This is a genomic window from Ancylobacter sp., from assembly GCF_965279025.1.
Lineage (GTDB): Bacteria > Pseudomonadota > Alphaproteobacteria > Rhizobiales > Xanthobacteraceae > Ancylobacter.
In genome coordinates, this window is record NZ_OZ257132.1 from 20,299 (window position 1) to 35,014 (window position 14,716).

The following is a 14,716-nucleotide window of genomic DNA, read 5'->3' on the forward strand; positions in this document are numbered from 1 at the left end:
AGGAGAAGGGAAAGAGCGGGTGGGCAACGGCCGGGCGCCGCTCCTACTGCAGCGGCTTCTCGTAATCGGTCGCGATCTCGATTCGGCCGGACAGCGCGGCGATGCGCTTGATCAGCTCCGACGCGCCCTGGATCGTGAGCAAGGCAAACCCCAGTGGCAGAAGTAGCTTGGCCGGCCACAGGATCAGCCCACCGGCGTTCTGCGACACCTCGTCGGAACGGAAGGACTGCCAGAAGAATGGGAAGCTCAGCCAGGCGAGGTAGCAGCCGGCGGGAATGAGGATCAGCGCGAAGCCGAGCGTGTCGATCCACAACCGGGCGCGCGGCGAGACCGACATGTAGACGAGGTCGACACGCACATGCTCGTTGCGCTTCAGCGTATAGGGTGCCCCCAGCAGCACCACCGCGCCGAACAGATACCACTGCACTTCCAGCAGGCCGTTGGTGCTGTAGCTGAACAGATAGCGGACCGTGGCGTTGCCGGCGCTGATGAGGCAGGCAAACAGCACGCAGTAATCCGCGAGGCGGCCGAACCTCTCGTTCAACCCGTCGATGACGCGGCTGAAAGCCAGCAGCCCACTCATGCGCATTCCCTCGTTCCGGCGGCTTCTGTCAGTGCGGCGGGGGCGCCCCCATCGCCGCTCCCGCCGGGCGCGGCAAGATAGACCATCGTCTCACGCAATTTAAGCCGCCTCCGCCACCCGCTCGACGGCGTGCACCGGTAACGACGCGCCGTCGCGATATCCTGGGGCGGCGGGGCGTGTTATCCCCCTTCTTCGGCCCACCCCGGCACCATGAAAGCTCCCATGACGTTCAGCGCGCTACGTCTTCCGCTCGGCATCTGTGCGTTCATTCTCGCCGCAGGCGCGATCTATCTTGCCCGCTCGGTGGTGGCGCCGGTGGCGTTTGCTTTGTTCATCATCGCGCTGGTCTGGCCGCTGCAGGTGCAGCTGCAACGGCGGCTGCCGGCGCTGGTGGCGATGGCCGTGACGCTGGCGGTGACAATCCTCGCTCTGGCGCTGCTCGGCTATGTCACCATCTGGGGCTTCAGCCAGGCCGGGCGGTGGTTGATCGCCAATGCCGGAAGGTTCCAGGCCATCTACACCGAGACCGCCGCGCAGCTGGAGGAAATGGGGCTCTATTCCGCCGGCATGCTGGCCGACACCTTCAATGCGAGCTGGCTCATCGGCTTCTTCCAGGGGCTGGCCGGGCGGCTCAACGGCATTCTCGGCTTCGGCGTGGTGACGCTGATCTTCGTGATGCTCGGCCTGCTGGAAGTCGCCATCGTGCGCACCAAGCTGCTCGCCGAGGCGGGCGAGACCGGGCGCAAGCTGGTGCGCGCCAGCGCCGCGACGGCCGCGAAGTTCCGCACCTACATGATGGTACGCACGGTGATGAGCGTGCTGACCGGCGTTTTCGTCTGGGCGGTTTCCGCCGCCATGGGGCTAGACCTCGCCTTGGCCTTCGGCGTCATCGCCTTCGCGCTGAACTACATCCCCTTCATCGGCCCGCTGGTGGCGACGCTGCTGCCCACCTTGTTCGCGCTGGCACAGTTCGGCTCGTGGGAGACCGCCGTGGTGGTGTTTCTGGCCATGAACGTCATCCAGTTCTTCAGCGGCAGCTATATCGAGCCACGTGTCGCCGGCAAGGCGCTGGCCATCTCGCCTTTCCTCGTGCTGTTCGCCGTGTTTTTCTGGTCATTCATGTGGGGCCTTTCCGGCGCCTTCATCGGCGTGCCGCTGGTCATCGCCGCCCTCACCTTCTGCGAGGAGGGTGACGGCACGCGCTGGATATCCCGCCTGCTGTCCGGCCGCGAGGAGCCCGTCGTCTGATCATGCTTGCCTCCCTTCTCGCTCTCGTGCGGAGAGTTCTCAAATGGCTGGGCGTGATTGCGCTTGTCCTGTTTGTCGGCTTCCTCGGCTCCCGCGTGTGGTTTGCCAATAGTGGCGCGCCGCTGGAGCCCTGGCACACCTTCGTGCCGCAGGAGATGAGCGTCGCCGAACTCGACAAGGCGGATTGGGCCGCCTATCTCGCCCGCGAGGACAAGCTGTTCGCCGATGTCACCCGCGAGGTGGTGCAGAAGCTGCCGGAGCATGACCGCGTTCCCTCCAACCGCTACTTCACCGGCAGCGTGGTCTACCCCCCGCACCTCACCCATGACTGGAACCGCTCCTATGAGCTGGCACCGGCTGGCGATCCGGTGGGCGTGGTCGTTCTCCTGCACGGTCTAACGGATTCGCCCTACAGCCTGCGCCATGTCGCCCAGCGCTACCTCGCCAATGGCTTCCTCGTCGTCGCCCCGCGCCTGCCGGGCCATGGCACGGTGCCGGCCGGCCTCACCGATGTCGAATGGGAAGACTGGCTGGCCGCGACGCGCCTCGCGGTGCGCGAGGCCGGCGCCCGGGCACCGGGCAAGCCGCTGGAGATCGTGGGCTTTTCCAATGGCGGGGCGCTGGCGCTGAAATACGCGCTCGATGCGCTCACCGACGCCGCACTGGCGCGACCGTCCCGACTGGTCCTTATCTCGCCGATGGTCGGCATCACCCGCTTCGCGCGCTTCGCCGGGCTGGCGGCGCTGCCCGCGTGGCTCCCGGCCTTCGACAAGGCCGCGTGGCTCGGCATCGTGCCGGAGTTCAACCCGTTCAAATACAACAGTTTTCCGGTCAATGGCGCGGTGCAGTCGCACCGGCTGACGCGGGCATTGCAGGCGTCGATCACGGCGCAGGCGCGCGCCGATCGCCTGAAGGACCTGGCGCCGGTGCTGACCTTCCAGTCGGTGATGGACTTCACCGTCTCGACCCGCGCCATCGTCGACGCCCTGTATCGCCAGTTGCCGGCGAATGGCAGCGAGCTGGTGCTGTTCGACATCAACCGCAACACCAAGCTTGGCCCGCTGCTGCGCGCGACCTCCTATTCCGCGCTGCTGCGCCTGCTGCCGCCGCTGCCGCGCGATTTCCGTACCGTCATCATCACCAATGAGGACGCCCACAGCGACCAGGTGGTGGAGCGCTCCATCCCCGCCGGCGGCATGGAAGAAACGGTCCGCCCGCTCGGGCTATCGTACCCGCTCGACGTCTACTCGCTCTCCCATGTCGCCCTGCCCTTCCCGCCGGAAGATGCGCTGTATGGCTCGCATCCCGACCCGGACGAGAATTTCGGGCTGCAACTCGGCGCCATGGCGGTGCGCGGCGAGCGCGGCGCGCTGATCGTCAGCCTCGACGCGCTGGTTCGGATGTCGTCCAACCCGTTCTTTTCCTACATGAACGACCGGATCAAACCCGCTCCGGCCGCGCCCGCACCCTGAGCGCGGCCGGTCACGTGGCGGCCGGGCGCTCCCGGCCCAGCGCCGCGAGATAGAGCGCCGGGAGGAAGATCAGCGTCAGCAGGGTAGCCACCAGCAGGCCGCCCATGATGGCGAAGGCCATCGGGCCCCAGAAGACGGTGGGGGCGATGGGGATCATGCCCAGCACGGTGGACACCGCCGTCAGCATGATCGGGGTGAAGCGCGCGCAGGAGGCATCGATCACCGCCTCGCGCGCGTTCTTGCCGGCGGCACGCTCGGACTCGATCTGACCTATTAGAATCACAGCGTTTTTTATGATCATCCCGATCAGCGCCAGCACGCCGAGGATGGCGACGAACCCCAGCGGGCGGCCGGAGACCAGCAGCGCCAGCACCACGCCGATCAGTCCCAGCGGCGCCACGCTGACGACCAGTGCGGTTAGTGAGAAGCGCCTCAGCTGGAACATCAGGACGGTGAGCATGATGAGGATCATCACCGGCACCACCGCCATGACCGAGGCGAGCGAGGAGGCGCTCTCCTCTACCGTGCCGCCGGTCTCGATGCTGTAGCCGGCCGGCAGGGTCTTCGCCAATGCCTCGATCGGCGGCGCGAGCTGGTCGACCACCGTCTCCGGCAATTCGCCGGCGGCGATGTCGGACTGCACGGTGAGCGCGGCCAGCCGGTCGCGTCGCCAGACCAGCGGATAGGTCTGCTCGTAATCGAAGGTGGCGAACTGGCTCAGCGGCACGGTGCGCCCGTTCGGCAGCGGCACTTCCAGCGTGCGCAGCGTGTCGATCGACACACGCTGCTCGTCGGTGGCGCGCAGCACCACGTCGACGAGATAGATGTCGTCGCGCACCTGCGTCACCGGGGCGCCGGTGACGACGGTGTTGAGCACCGAGCCGATGGCCTCGGTGGAGAGGCCGAGCAGCCGCGCCTGGTCCTGGTCGACGCGGATGCGGATCTCGCGCGCCGGCTCGATCCAGTCATAGTTCACCGTCCGCGTCAGCGGGTCGGCGGCGATGACCTCCGCCAGCTTGAATGCGATATCGCGCACCTGCCCGAGATCGGGGCCCACCACGCGGTACTGGATCGGCCAGCCCACCGGCGGGCCGAGCTCCAGCGGCGAGACGCGGCTCACCACATTGGGGAAATCGTCAGCGAGCAGGGTGGAGAGCTTGGCTTCCAGCCGCTGGCGCGCCGCGACATCCTTGGCGACCACCACCGCCTGGCCGAAGAAGTCGTTCGGCAGCTGGGCGTTGAGCGGCAGGTAGAAGCGAATGGCGCCGCGCCCGACATAGCCGCTCCAGCGCTCCACGTCCGGGTCGTCCCTCAGCACGGCGTCCAGCCGCTGCATGGCGCGCTCGGAGGCGTAGATCGAGGCGTTCTGCGGCAGTTGCAGGTCGACCAGCAGTTCTGGCCGGTCGGATGAGGGGAAGAACTGGCGCGGGATCAGCGGTAGCGCCAGCACGGAGGCGACGAACAGCGCGAGGGTGACGGCGATGGTCACCCAGCGGGCGGTGAGCGCGGCCGAGAGGAAGCCGCGATAGGTCCGCATGATCCGGCCCGGCTCGCCGCCCGCCTTCTTCGGCGGCTTCAGGATGACGAGGCCGATCAGCGGCGCGAACACCACCGCCACCAGCCAGGAGATGAGCAGGGCGATGGTGACCACCGCGAACAAAGTGAAGGTGTATTCGCCCGCCGACGACGCGGCGAAGCCCACCGGCACGAAGCCGGCAATGGTCACCAGCGTGCCGGCCAGCATGGCGAAGGCATAGGTCTTGAAGGCAAAGACCGCCGCCACTTCCTTCTTCTCGCCGGCGGCCAGCCGGCCGAGCGTGGCGTCGGTGGTGGTCATGGCGTCGTCCACCATCAGCGCCAGCGCGATGATGAGCGCGCCGAGCGAGATGCGCTGCATGTCGATGTCGAGCAGCCACATCACCGCGAACACCCCCGCCAATGTCAGCGGGATGGTGAGCGCCACCATCAGGCCGGCGCGGACGCCGAGCGCGATGAAGCTGACCACGAGGATGATGAGGATGGCCTGCCAGAGCGATTCCATGAATTCGGAGATCGCCCCCGCCACCGTCACCGCCTGGTCGGCGACCAGATGCGGCTCGATGCCGAGCGGCAGTTCCGCCGTGATCTTCGCCATGGCCGTATCGATGTTGCGGCCAAGCTGGAGAATGTCGCCGCCCTCGCGCATGGAGATGGCGAGGCCGATGGCCGGCTCGCCATTGGCGCGGAACAGCGGGCGCGGCGGGTCGGCATAGCCGCGCCGCACGGTGGCGATGTCGGCCAGCCGCAGCATGCGCCCGTCCACGGCGAAATTGATGTTGGCAATGTCCTGCTCGGAGCCGAAGGCGCCGCTCACGTCGATCACCAGCTTCTCGTCGCCGGTCTGGATGGCGCCGGAAGGCTGCACCACGTTCTGCGCCCGCAGGGCCGCCACGAGAGCGGAGCGGTTGATGCCGAGATTGGCGAGTTCGCGCACCGAGAACTCGACGAAGATCTGTTCGTCCTGCTCGCCCAGCAGCTCGATCTTGGCGACATCGGGCACATGCAGCAGCGTCGAGCGGGCCTGCTCGACATAATCGCGCAGTTCGCGATGGGTGAAGCCATCGGCGGTAAAGCCGTAGATCAGCCCGAACGTGTCGCCGAATTCGTCGTTGAAGCCCGGCCCCACCACGCCGCGCGGCAGGGTGTGGGCCATGTCGCTGACGCTCTTGCGCACATGGTACCAGACGTCCGGCACCTCGTCGGCGGTGGTGCTGCCCTTGAGGTTGACGAAGATCGTGGTGATGCCCGGCCGTGTGTAGCTGCGGATGAAATCGAGATGCGGGGTCTCCTGCAGCGTGCGCTCCAGCCGCTCGGTGACCTGCTGCAGCGTGTCCTCGATGCCGGCGCCCGGCCACGCCGCCTGCACCACCATGGTCTTGATGATGAAGGACGGGTCCTCCGCCCGGCCGAGCCGCGTATAGGCGAACACGCCGGCGACGACGACGGCAAGCATGAAGAAGATGACCAGCGAGCGTTCGCGGACCGCCCATTCCGACAGGTTGAAACGCATCACGACCCCGCACCGAGCAGGCGCACCTGCTGACCGGGATGCAGCGCCTGCACGCCGGCCGTAACCACCACCTCGCCCGGGCTGAGCCCGGCATCGACGGCGACCGAGGCCTGCGAGAAGCGGCGCACCTCGATGTTGCGCAGGGTGACGGTCTCGGTCGCGGGATCGACCACCCAGACGGCCGGACGCTCATTGACGGCGGTGAGCGCCGAGGCGGGGATTTCGATCGCCGCATCGGTGCCGAGTTCCACGCGGCCGATGACGGTGGAGCCGAGGCGCATGGCGGCCGGCGGGTTGTCGAGCCCGACGCGGACGCGGAAGGTGCGGGTCACGGGGTCGGCCTGCGGCGCCACCTCGCGCACCCGGCCGGTGGCCGTCACGCCGGGATCGTCGCTGAGGGTGATGGTGATGACCGGGTCGGCCGGTGCGGCCCGCAGGATATTGGCCGGGACGTCGAACACCGCGTCGCGCCCGCCCTGCCGGGCGAGCTGGAGGATCATCTGGCCCGCCTGCACCACTTCGCCCGGCTCGGCGCCCCGCGCCGTCACCGTGCCGGGGGCGTCGGCGACGAGGTCGGTATAGCTGACATTGTCCTGCGCGATCTTGAGCTGCGCCTCGGCATTGTCGACGTCGGACTGCGCCGCCTGCAGGGCGGTGCGGGCGGCGTCATGATTGGCCTGGGTGGTGAAGCCGTTGACCAGCAGGCGGTCCTGCCGGTCGAAGGTGTTGGCGGCGGTCACCAGCTGGCTCTCCGCCGCAGCCAGCGCCGCCTGCGCCGAACGCAGCGCATTGAGCGCATTCTGCGGGTCGAGCCGGGCGACCACCTGCCCGGCCTTCACCTGGTCGCCGACATTGGCGCTGCGCTCGATCATCCGGCCGGAAACGCGGAAGGCGAGCGACGCCTCGTCCTGCGCCAGCACTTCGCCGGTGAAGGAAGCCACCTGGCCGCCCGTGCCCTTTTCCACCGTGACGACCCGCACCGGGCGCGGCTTCTGCGCCTCCACCTCGGCTTCCTGGCCGCACCCGGAAAGCAAGAGGCTCGACCCCAGAGCCACCGCGGCCATCCACGGCTTCATCTTCGTCATAGCGGGTCGCTCCTCGTCACGCGTCTTGCCGAAATGGCTGGGGTCTGGATTGCATCCGCCGGCACCGGCCTGATCCTACCACTCGACATTACATTCATCGGACGTCACGTAAATGTCCCTATGCGGGCGGCATGGTGAACCCTGTGCAGAGCCGGGACGACTCGCCATTGCCGCAAGGGCGCGCTAATGCTGGCCGGTCGTTGCGAGCGGCGCCCTACGGAGGCTGAATGCGTCTGCTTATTGTTGCGTTGGCACTGGCCCTGTGTGCGGGATGCTCGAACAGGCCGGTCGGCGTGCTCACCCCCGTCGAAGCCGCCGCGCCGGACACGACCAAGGTCGATCTGCTGGTCGCCACCACGCGCGAAGCCTCCAATGACGCGGGCACGCTCTACACCGGCGAGCGCGGCACCGGCGTGTCGCTCAACGCCTTCACCGTCTCGATCCCGCCGGACAGCCGGCGGCAGATCGGCGAGGTGCAGTGGCCGCGCAGCCTGCCGCCCAATCCCGCCACCGACTTCGCCACCATCGCCGTGGAGCCGCTGCCCAATGTGAAGGCCGCCAAGAGCTGGCTCGACGGGCACCTGCCGAAGAGCCGGCGGGTGCTGATCTTCGTGCACGGTTTCAACAACCGCTTCGAGGATGCCGTCTACCGCTTCGCGCAGATCGTCCATGATTCCGGCTCGGACGTCGCGCCGGTGCTGTTCACCTGGCCCTCGCGCGCCCGGGTGTTCGACTATCTCTTCGATCGCGAGAGCACCATCGTCTCGCGCGACGCTTTCGAGGACACCGTCTGGCAGGTCACAAGCGACCCGCGCGTCGAGGACGTGACCATCATGGCGCATTCCATGGGGGCGTGGCTCGCCATGGAAAGCCTGCGGCAGATGGCCATCCGCCACGGCAAGCTGCCGGCCAAGATCCGCAACGTCATCCTCGCCTCGCCCGATGTCGATGTGGACGTCTTCGCCTCGCAATGGCGGGCGCTGCAGGGCACGCAGGCGCGCTTCACCCTGTTTGTCTCGCGCGACGACCGGGCGCTGCAGGTGTCGCGCCGCATCGCCGGCGGGGTGGACCGGCTGGGGATGATCGACACGCAGCATTTCTATGGCGAGCTGGCGAAGTCCGGCATCGTGGTGATCGACCTCACCGCCATGCGCAGCGGCGATTCGCTCAATCACGGCCGCTTCGCCTCCTCGCCGGAGGTGGTCCAGCTGATCGGCCAGCGGCTGGTGAACGGGCAGACCGTGACCGATTCCGACGTCAGCCTCGGCGACCGCATCGCGGCGGGGGCGATGGGGGTCGGGCAGACCGTGGGCAGCGCGGCGGGACTTGCCATCAGCGCGCCGCTCGCCGTCATCGACCCGAACACCCGCCGCACCTATCAGGGGCAGGTGGAGCGCTTCGGGCGCACCGTGACCGAGACCGTCGAGGACCCCGGCGCCGACTGACGCCCCTCAGCGCACCAGGAAGCCGATCGCGGCGGCGTTGATGATGTCGATGAAGAAGGCCGAGACCAGCGGCAGGATGATGAAGGCGCGGGGCGAGGGGCCGTGCGCCTTGGTCACCGCCGTCATGTTGGCGATGGCGGTAGGCGTGGCGCCCAGGCTGATGCCGGTGAAGCCGGCGGAGATCACCGCCGCCTGATAGTCGCGGCCCATGGCCGGGAACACCACGAAGATGATGTAGGCCACCGCCGCCACGGTCTGCACCGCCAGCACCACCACCAGCGCCAGCCCCAGCCCGCCAATGCTCCAGAGCTGCATGCTCATCAGAGACATGGCGAGGAAGATGTTCAGCGCGAGGTCGGAGACCAGCGCCAGCGCCCGCGTGCGCGTCGGCCAGCGCAGGCGCGGCAGGAGGCGCGGGACGATGTTGGTGAGCACGATGCCGACCAGCAGGCACACCACGAACATCGGCAGCTTCAGCCCGGTCCACTCCACCAACCCCTCCAGCGCGAAGGCGATGAGGATGGCGACGTTGAGCACAAGCACGGTGCGCAGCAGGCTGACATGGCTGATGTCGTCGTCCATCTGCTCGTCCACCGGCTTTGGCAGGCCGACGACGGCTTCCTGGCCCGGCTCGCTCTTCAAGTGGTGGCGGGTGATGAGGTAGCGGGCGATCGGCCCGCCCGCGAGGCTCGCCAGCACGAGGCCCAGCGTCGCCACGGCAATGCCGACCTCCATCGCATTGGCGACGTCGAAGCGATCGGCGATCAGCGGCGCCCAGGCGATGGTGGTGCCGTGGCCGCCGATGAGCGAGGCCGAGCCGAGGAACACGGTGAGCCCTTCCGGCAGGTCGAGCAGGCTGACGGCACCGATGGCGATGCCATTCTGGATCACCAGATAGGCGATGGTCAGCGCGAGAAGCACCAGCAGCGGCCGGCCGCCCGCCAGAAGGTCGTCGAGCCGGGCGTTGAGGCCGATGCCGGTGAAGAAATACAGCAGCAGCATGTCGCGCGCCGCCAGATCGAACACGATGGCGGAATCGAAGAACTTGTAGGCCACCAGCGTCGCCAATGCCGCCAGCAGGCCGCCGGTCACCGCCTCGGGAATGTTGAACTGGCGCAGCGGCGGAATGGCGCGATTAATGCCGGAGCCGACGAAGAAGACGACGATGGCGATGGTGAAGGTCAACAGGCCTGAAATCTCGATCGCCGACATCGTCGCTCCGCGAAATACGCTGCACGTCCACTGCAGACGTCGCTGCACATCCGGCTGCACACCGAACTGCAGCCGCTGCTGCCACTTCATGCTGCAAGGCCGGCTGCAACGCTGCACCGCCCGGCTGCCGCCTTCAGAAACTGCCGAACACCGAGCCAAGCCCGATGACAGCTACTAGTGCCACCAGGGCACCGACGATGGCAACCATGACGATGTCGAGATAGCTCTCCCTCGGCGTCACTCCGCAAACCGCCAGCAGCGTCACCACCGCGCCGCTATGGGGCAGGCTGTCGAGCGTGCCCGCGCTCATGACGGCCACGCGGTGCAGCAGCGCCGGCTCGATGCCGAGCTCGTTGGCGCGCTCCAGGAAGACCGGCCCCAGCGCGTCGAGCGCGATCGTCAGCCCGCCCGAGGCCGAGCCGGTGAGCGCGGCGAGGATATTGGTCGCCACCGCCAGCGACACCAGCGGCCCGCCGTCGATGGACAGCACCCAGTCGCGCACCAGCGCGAAGGCCGGCAGCGCCGCCACCACGGCGCCGAAGCCGACAAGGCTCGCCACCGAAAAGATCGGCAGCACCGAAGCGTTGGCGCCCGCGTCCATGGTCTCGCGCAGCTTGGGCAGGCGGCGCCAGTTGATGATGAGCGTCGCCAGTATCGCCACGACCAGCGCCACCGCCACCGACCAGACGCCGGAAACCGCCGAGAGGGGAACCCCGCCCCAGCGATCCTCGGCCAGAAACGCGAAATCGAGACGCGGCAGCACGATGAAGGACATGGCGAGATTGACGACGATCACCAGCCCCAGCGGCAGCGTCGCCAGCGCAATGGAGGGGCGCTCCACGCTCTGATGGCCATGGGCGATCTCGGCGGGATCGAATTCGTGCGCCGTCGTCGCCCGCTCGCGCAGCACGGGGTCGTCGAGATGCGCGTTCACCGCCGCGTTGCCGTCGCCGAACCCCTCCCCGGCGCGGCGGGCGCTCGCCTCGGCGCGGGCGAGCCACCACAGGCCGAAGCCGAGCATGATGGCCGAGGCGATGAGCCCGAGCCCGGGCGCAGCGAACGGGGTGGTGCCGAAGAACGGCATGGGGATGGCGTTCTGGATCGCCGGCGTGCCGGGCAGCGCCATCATGGTGAAGGTGAAGGTGCCGAGCGCGATGGCCGGCGCCATCAGCCGGCGCGGAATATCGGCGGTGCGGAACAGCGCCTGCGCCATCGGCGCCAGCACGAACAAAGCGACGAACAGGCTGACGCCGCCATAGGTGACGATGGCGCCGGCCAGCACCACGGCGAGGATGGCGCGCTGCGCCCCCAGCTTCTCGGTCATGAACTCGGCAATGGCCGAGACCGAGCCGCTATCCTCCATCAGCTTGCCGAACAGCGCGCCGAGCAGGAACAGCGGAAAGAACTGCCGCACGAAGCTGGCCGCGCTGCCCATGAAGGTCTGCGTCCAGCTCGCGAGCAGCGGCTCGCCCGACAGCAGGGCGGCGATCAGCGCGGCGAGCGGCGCCAGCAGCAGCACGCTCCAGCCGCGATAGGCGAACCAGACGAGCAGGCCGAGGCCGAGCAGGATGCCGATGAGGCCCATGGCTCACACTCCCGCCAGCAGCACGTCGAGATCGACCGAGGAGCGCTTGCCGATATTGTCGGCATCGGCCGCGAGGAAGGCGTCGGCGGCCTTGCGCCCTTCGTCGCGCAGCATGCTGAGGAATTCCCATTCGGCGTTCAGCTTCGAGGAAGAGCCGAGCGTGTCCAATATGCCGTTGCGAACCAGATGGATGCGCATCCGCGCCCATTGCGCGCCCTCGCAATTGCCGGGATCGGCGACCTGCCGCAGCAGGGCGATCATCCGCAATTCCTTCAGCAGCACGGCGTTGAACGAGACCTCGTTGAGCCGGTTGAGGATTTCCGAGGCAGTGCGCGGCGTGCCGGGGCGCTCCACCGGGTTGATCGGGATGAGGATGGTGTCATCGGATTCCAGCTCGCGCACCAACGGCGTCATGGTCGGGTTGCCGGAATAGCCGCCATCCCAATAGCTCTCGCCGTCGATCTCCACCGCCTGGAACAAAGTGGGCAGGCAGGCGGAGGCGAGCAGCACGTCCGGCGTGATCTCGGCGTTGCGAAACACCCGGCCGCGCCCGGTGCGCACATTGGTGGCGGTGATGAACAGCTTGACCGGCGAGGTGCGCAGCCGGTCGAAATCGATCGCCTTCTCCAGCACGGCGCGCAGAGGATTCGAGCCGCCGGGATTGAGGTCATAGGGCGAATAGAGCCGCGACATCAGGTCCATGGTGACGAAGAGCGGCGAATGATCGAGCGACCAGCGGCCCAGCAGCACATCCAGCGGGCCGCGCTGGAACGGGCTGAAGCGCGCCGCCTCCGACACATGGCGCCAATAGGCGTCGAGTGCCGCGCGGGCCCCCTCGCGGCCGCCGGCGGCAAAGCCGTCCGCCAGCACGGCGGCGTTCATCGCCCCAGCGGAGGTGCCGGAAATGCCCTCGATGTGCAGCCATTCCTCCTCCAGCAGCCGGTCCAGCACGCCCCAGGTGAAGGCGCCGTGCGAGCCGCCGCCCTGCAGAGCGAGATCGACGCGGATCGGCCCGGCGCTTTCGGCCGGCGCGCCGGTCTCCATCGCGTCCGCCGCGACGGCGGCGGGCGCGGTCGCCGCACGCGGGCCGCGTTTGCGCGGGGAAGCCGGCGGCCGGGCGGGAGGCAGGACCTTGGAGGGCATGGGGCGCGCCTTCTGAAACGGAATGGCCTCACCGTACCTTTCCAAATGCTGCACCGCAACATGGATCGATCGGCCGCCAACCGGAACGCGACGATAGCGCGGCTTCACGTCTCCCCGGTGTCGCCCTGCCCGCCTTCCTTCATCGCGCCGCCGCGCCGGACGATAAGCGGGTGCAGCCCCGCCGCCAGCACCAGCATGAGGCCGATGGAGATGACCACGTCGGACAGGAAATGCGCGCCGACGGCGATGCGGTTCAGCCCGACAAGCGCGACGAAGGCCACGAGCAGCGCGCCGACCTGCCACCGCCACGGGCGCGGAACGAACAGGATGAGCGGCAGCAGGCAGGCACTGGCCGCCGCCTCGCCGGAGGAGAAGGAATGATTGGCCAGGCCCTGCGCGCCGATCACCCACGGTTGCTGGAATGGCCAGGGCCCGCCGAAATCCGTGACATTGACCGGGCGCGGCCGCCCCCAGAACGGCTTCAGCACCCCGTTCACCAGCACAACCGGCCCCGCCAGGAACAGGCTGACCATGTAAAGCGACAGGCGCGGCGGGACGAGGCCGGGCTTGCGGGGCCACGCCAACATCAGGCCGAGCCCGATCGCCAGCAGCAGGGGAACCGCCAGCGACACATGCGACGCGAACAGGCGGAAATCCTGCAGCGCGCCGATGCGGGCGGCGGGAAAGCCCTTGCCGGGCACGAAGAACAGCCGGGTGACGGACCGGTCGATGCCGGGAAACAGGTAGAAGACGGCGGAGACCAGCGCGGTCGCCACGCCAGCGAGCAGCAGCGGGCGCCAGCGGCAGGGTGCACGGGAGGCAAGGTTCGGGCGGGTCATCTTCGGTGAGGTCAGCCGGGGAAAGGTGCGAGGATTGGCGCCGATGCCGGCCCCATACGCGTCGGCGACGCGCTCTCCCCAGCTCTCTCCCGTCCGTCCCGGCCCGGCCATGCCGGCTTCGCAATTGCGCCAAACTCTTCGCTAATCTGCGATCCCGGACGGGCGGGGACAGGCCACGATGCGCGATTTCGCGAATGCGATGGGTAGCGAGTGGCTGCAGCGGCGAACCGCCGAACTCGGCCTCGCTTTGGGCCTCGGCCCTGCTTTCGCGTGGCTCAGCCCGTTCGGCCTGGAGGACCCGCCCTTCTTCGCGCGGGTGGGCTTCTGGACCGGCGTGATGGCCTGCTGGTTCCTTGTCGTGGCACTGACCGAGCATTGGCTGGCGCGCGTCGTGGGCGCGCCGATTGCCGATCCGAGGGTGCGGCACGCCACCATCATCGGCCTCGCCGCGCTGCCCATGGTGGCGATAACCGGCAGCGCGATCGACCTGCTGAAGGGATGGGAGGCCTCTATTCCCGAGGTCACCGAGCTCTATCTGCAGATCGTCGTCCTGGGCTCGCTGACGCTCTACCTCGCCCGCGGGCTCATGCCCGACCCTGGCAGCCGCGTCGCGCCCGCCGGGCTGTTCGCCGTGGAGGGGCTTTTCGCGCCGGAGAGCGCAAATCCGCCGCCGCCGGGCCGGCCCGCCGTCGATGTCGTCGCGGCGCCCCCGCTGATGACGCGGCTGCCGCCGGACATACGCGCGCCGCTGCTGTGCCTGGAGATGCAGGACCATTATGTGCGCGTCCACACCGAGCGCGGAACGGCGCTGATCCTGATGCGGCTGCGCGACGCCATCGCCGAGACGGCCCCGGCGCAGGGTCGGCAGGTGCATCGCTCGTGGTGGATTGCCGACCATGGCGTGGAGCGATGCGTGCGCGCCGGCCGCGCCTGCTCCGTCCAGCTGACCAACGGCCTCGCCGTGCCGGTCTCGCAGCGCTATGTGCGGGATGTCGAGGCGGCCTATGGCGAGAATTTCCGAGCGCTCTCCCGGCTCGGCAGGCCGGCTTGAGGGC

11 protein-coding genes are annotated in these 14,716 nt (G+C 68.4%); 4 read left to right on the top strand and 7 right to left on the bottom strand.

All coding sequences use genetic code 11. From position 1 onward, the window contains the following. Positions 1–43: 43 nt before the first annotated feature. Positions 44–583: a TRAP transporter small permease subunit gene (locus ACQY76_RS00110; RefSeq protein WP_428030899.1), complete on the bottom strand. Its 540-nt coding sequence runs from the start codon at positions 581–583 to the stop codon at positions 44–46. A 222-nt stretch (positions 584–805) separates the two neighbouring features. Between ACQY76_RS00110 and ACQY76_RS00115 the strand changes: the two genes are divergently transcribed. Beyond that, on the top strand, positions 806–1,831 hold the full coding sequence (locus ACQY76_RS00115) for an AI-2E family transporter (protein WP_428030900.1): 1,026 nt from the start codon (positions 806–808) through the stop codon (positions 1,829–1,831). A gap of 2 nt (positions 1,832–1,833) precedes the next feature. After that, positions 1,834–3,303, top strand: a complete 1,470-nt coding sequence (locus ACQY76_RS00120) for an alpha/beta hydrolase (RefSeq protein WP_428030901.1) — start codon at positions 1,834–1,836, stop codon at positions 3,301–3,303. Positions 3,304–3,313: 10 nt separating this feature from the next. Here the strand turns inward: ACQY76_RS00120 and ACQY76_RS00125 are convergent, their stop codons facing one another. Continuing rightward, on the bottom strand, positions 3,314–6,352 hold the full coding sequence (locus ACQY76_RS00125; protein ID WP_428032899.1) for an efflux RND transporter permease subunit: 3,039 nt from the start codon (positions 6,350–6,352) through the stop codon (positions 3,314–3,316). After that, positions 6,352–7,437, bottom strand: a complete 1,086-nt coding sequence (locus ACQY76_RS00130) for an efflux RND transporter periplasmic adaptor subunit (RefSeq protein ID WP_428030902.1) — start codon at positions 7,435–7,437, stop codon at positions 6,352–6,354. The genes ACQY76_RS00125 and ACQY76_RS00130 overlap by 1 nt, the downstream gene beginning before the upstream one ends. A gap of 227 nt (positions 7,438–7,664) precedes the next feature. On the opposite strand from ACQY76_RS00130, the gene ACQY76_RS00135 reads away from it, so the two are divergent. Continuing rightward, positions 7,665–8,882: an alpha/beta hydrolase gene (locus ACQY76_RS00135; RefSeq protein WP_428030903.1), complete on the top strand. Its 1,218-nt coding sequence runs from the start codon at positions 7,665–7,667 to the stop codon at positions 8,880–8,882. A 6-nt stretch (positions 8,883–8,888) separates the two neighbouring features. On the opposite strand, the gene gltS is transcribed toward ACQY76_RS00135, so the two are convergent. The 4 genes from gltS to ACQY76_RS00155 all read right to left on the bottom strand — a co-directional run bounded on the left by gltS (position 8,889) and on the right by ACQY76_RS00155 (position 13,772). Beyond that, the gene (gltS, locus tag ACQY76_RS00140; protein ID WP_428032900.1) at positions 8,889–10,094 is read right to left on the bottom strand and encodes a sodium/glutamate symporter; all 1,206 of its coding nucleotides are present in this window, start codon (positions 10,092–10,094) and stop codon (positions 8,889–8,891) included. A 133-nt stretch (positions 10,095–10,227) separates the two neighbouring features. Then, complete coding sequence (locus ACQY76_RS00145; protein WP_428030904.1) at positions 10,228–11,679, bottom strand: GntP family permease; 1,452 nt, start codon at positions 11,677–11,679, stop codon at positions 10,228–10,230. A 3-nt stretch (positions 11,680–11,682) separates the two neighbouring features. Further along, a complete protein-coding gene (locus tag ACQY76_RS00150; protein WP_428030905.1) occupies positions 11,683–12,822 on the bottom strand; it encodes a patatin-like phospholipase family protein in 1,140 nt (379 codons plus the stop codon). 104 nt (positions 12,823–12,926) lie between these two features. Continuing rightward, positions 12,927–13,772, bottom strand: coding sequence for a phosphatase PAP2 family protein (locus ACQY76_RS00155; protein ID WP_428030906.1), 846 nt, complete (start codon positions 13,770–13,772; stop codon positions 12,927–12,929). A 67-nt stretch (positions 13,773–13,839) separates the two neighbouring features. Here ACQY76_RS00155 and ACQY76_RS00160 point away from each other — a divergent pair, with 67 nt between their 5' ends. Then, the gene (locus ACQY76_RS00160; protein WP_428030907.1) at positions 13,840–14,712 is read left to right on the top strand and encodes a LytTR family DNA-binding domain-containing protein; all 873 of its coding nucleotides are present in this window, start codon (positions 13,840–13,842) and stop codon (positions 14,710–14,712) included. Positions 14,713–14,716: the final 4 nt, after the last annotated feature.

Bases quoted from the DNA above. Each gene is read 5' to 3' on its own strand.
- ACQY76_RS00110 (WP_428030899.1), bottom strand. From the start codon at position 583: ATGAGTGGGCTGCTGGCTTTCAGCCGCGTCATCGACGGGTTGAACGAG.
- ACQY76_RS00155 (WP_428030906.1), bottom strand. From the start codon at position 13,772: ATGGCCGGGCCGGGACGGACGGGAGAGAGCTGGGGAGAGCGCGTCGCC.
- ACQY76_RS00130 (WP_428030902.1), bottom strand. From the start codon at position 7,437: ATGACGAAGATGAAGCCGTGGATGGCCGCGGTGGCTCTGGGGTCGAGC.
- gltS (WP_428032900.1), bottom strand. From the start codon at position 10,094: ATGTCGGCGATCGAGATTTCAGGCCTGTTGACCTTCACCATCGCCATC.
- ACQY76_RS00125 (WP_428032899.1), bottom strand. From the start codon at position 6,352: ATGCGTTTCAACCTGTCGGAATGGGCGGTCCGCGAACGCTCGCTGGTC.
- ACQY76_RS00150 (WP_428030905.1), bottom strand. From the start codon at position 12,822: ATGCCCTCCAAGGTCCTGCCTCCCGCCCGGCCGCCGGCTTCCCCGCGC.
- ACQY76_RS00115 (WP_428030900.1), top strand. From the start codon at position 806: ATGACGTTCAGCGCGCTACGTCTTCCGCTCGGCATCTGTGCGTTCATT.
- ACQY76_RS00160 (WP_428030907.1), top strand. From the start codon at position 13,840: ATGCGCGATTTCGCGAATGCGATGGGTAGCGAGTGGCTGCAGCGGCGA.
- ACQY76_RS00145 (WP_428030904.1), bottom strand. From the start codon at position 11,679: ATGGGCCTCATCGGCATCCTGCTCGGCCTCGGCCTGCTCGTCTGGTTC.
- ACQY76_RS00135 (WP_428030903.1), top strand. From the start codon at position 7,665: ATGCGTCTGCTTATTGTTGCGTTGGCACTGGCCCTGTGTGCGGGATGC.
- ACQY76_RS00120 (WP_428030901.1), top strand. From the start codon at position 1,834: ATGCTTGCCTCCCTTCTCGCTCTCGTGCGGAGAGTTCTCAAATGGCTG.